This is a genomic window from Mesorhizobium sp. M1E.F.Ca.ET.045.02.1.1, from assembly GCF_003952485.1.
In the GTDB taxonomy this organism is placed as follows: Bacteria; Pseudomonadota; Alphaproteobacteria; order Rhizobiales; family Rhizobiaceae; genus Mesorhizobium.
The window spans coordinates 2,735,001-2,737,500 of the sequence record NZ_CP034447.1 but is presented as its reverse complement, the minus strand read 5'-3'; the positions used below and the strand labels follow the sequence as shown (position 1 = coordinate 2,737,500).

Sequence of the window (2,500 nt, the reverse complement as noted above, 5' to 3'; positions counted from 1 at the left end):
TATCCCGTCCGGATATAGCTACCCTGCAATGCGGCTGGCGCCACAACAGGTCCACCAGAGATCCGTCCATCCCGGTCCTCTCGTACTAGGGACAGATCCTTTCAATATTCCTACACCCACGGCAGATAGGGACCGAACTGTCTCACGACGTTCTGAACCCAACTCACGTACCGCTTTAAATGGCGAACAGCCATACCCTTGGGACCTGCTCCAGCCCCAGGATGCGATGAGTCGACATCGAGGTGCCAAACAACCCCGTCGATATGGACTCTTGGGGGTCATCAGCCTGTTATCCCCGGCGTACCTTTTATCCGTTGAGCGATGGCCCTTCCACGCGGGACCACCGGATCACTATGACCGACTTTCGTCTCTGCTCGACTTGTCAGTCTCGCAGTCAGGCAGGCTTATGCCATTGCACTCAGCGAACGATTTCCGACCGTTCTGAGCCCACCATCGCGCGCCTCCGTTACTCTTTAGGAGGCGACCGCCCCAGTCAAACTACCCACCATACATTGTCCCGGACCCGGATAACGGGCCGCGGTTAGACATCCATAGTAATAAGGGTGGTATTTCAAGGGTGGCTCCACCTGAGCTGGCGCCCAAGCTTCAAAGCCTACCACCTATCCTACACATGCCACTACGAATGCCAATGTAAAGCTATAGTAAAGGTGCACGGGGTCTTTCCGTCTAACCGCAGGAACCCCGCATCTTCACGGGGAATTCAATTTCACTGAGTCTATGCTGGAGACAGCGGGGAAGTCGTTACGCCATTCGTGCAGGTCGGAACTTACCCGACAAGGAATTTCGCTACCTTAGGACCGTTATAGTTACGGCCGCCGTTTACTGGGGCTTCGATTCAGAGCTTGCACCCCTCCTCTTAACCTTCCAGCACCGGGCAGGCGTCAGACCCTATACGTCGCCTTGCGGCTTCGCAGAGCCCTGTGTTTTTGATAAACAGTCGCTACCCCCTGGTCTGTGCCACCCTCCTCTGCTTGCGCAGAAAAGGGTCACGCTTCTTCCGAAGTTACGCGTGCAATTTGCCGAGTTCCTTCAGCATAGTTCTCTCAAGCGCCTTGGTATACTCTACCTGACCACCAGTGTCGGTTTCGGGTACGGTCTATAAGGAGGAGCTATTTCCTGGAACCACTCCGCTGCCCTTTCAATCCGATAAGATTGGACAACTTGTGTGATCCGTCACTACCTCCAGGCCCACGAATATTAACGTGGTTCCCATCGACTACGCGTTTCCGCCTCGTCTTAGGGGCCGGCTAACCCTGCTCAGATTAACTTTAAGCAGGAACCCTTGGTCTTTCGGCGGGGGAGTCTCTCACTCCCCTTACGTTACTCATGTCAGCATTCGCACTTCTGATACCTCCACCGCCCCTCACGGGTACGGCTTCATCAGCTTACAGAACGCTCCGCTACCGCTCGTGATTGCTCACGAACCCTAAGCTTCGGTGTATGGCTTTAGCCCCGTTACATTTTCGGCGCAAAGACCCTTATTTAGACCAGTGAGCTGTTACGCTTTCTTTAAATGATGGCTGCTTCTAAGCCAACATCCTGGTTGTTTTGGGATCCTCACATCCTTTCCCACTTAGCCATAACTTGGGGACCTTAGCTGTAGGTCAGGGTTGTTTCCCTTTTCACGACGGACGTTAGCACCCGCCGTGTGTCTGCCGACTAGTACTCCCAGGTATTCGGAGTTTGGTTAGGTTTGGTAATCCGGTGAGGACCCCTAGCCCATCCAGTGCTCTACCCCCTGGGGTATTCGGTCGACGCTCTACCTAAATAGATTTCGCGGAGAACCAGCTATTTCCGAGTTTGATTGGCCTTTCACCCCTAGCCACAAGTCATCCCGAACTATTGCAACAGTTATGGGTTCGGCCCTCCAGTAAGTGTTACCTTACCTTCAGCCTGCTCATGGCTAGATCACTCGGTTTCGGGTCTAATGCGACGAACTGAACGCCCTGTTCAGACTCGCTTTCGCTGCGCCTACACCTACCGGTTTAAGCTTGCTCGTCACACTAAGTCGCTGACCCATTATACAAAAGGTACGTGGTCACCCTTGCGGGCTCCCACTGTTTGTAGGCAATCGGTTTCAGGTACTCTTTCACTCCCCTTGTCGGGGTGCTTTTCACCTTTCCCTCACGGTACTAGTTCGCTATCGGTCATGCACGAGTACTTAGGCTTGGAAGGTGGTCCTCCCAATTTCAGACAGGATTTCACGTGTCCCGCCTTACTCGAGGACGATTGATCGCATTACGCGTACGGGGCTGTCACCCGCTATGGCCCAACTTTCCAGAAGGTTCCGCTTGTCTCTCAATCGCCACTGGCCTGGTCCGGGTTCGCTCGCCACTACTTCCGGAGTCTCGGTTGATGTCCTTTCCTACGGGTACTTAGATGTTTCAGTTCCCCGCGTTCGCCACTTTATCCCTATGTATTCAGGATAAGTTACCTATTAGCGATACTTGGAAACCACAACAGCAAGACGGCGCGATCT

Annotated in this window: 1 rRNA gene (running past both ends of the window); it reads right to left on the bottom strand. The window is 53.7% G+C overall.

What is annotated here, in order from left to right:
• Positions 1–2,500, bottom strand: a 23S ribosomal RNA gene (locus tag EJ070_RS13290) (it extends past both window edges: 146 nt to the left, 180 nt to the right).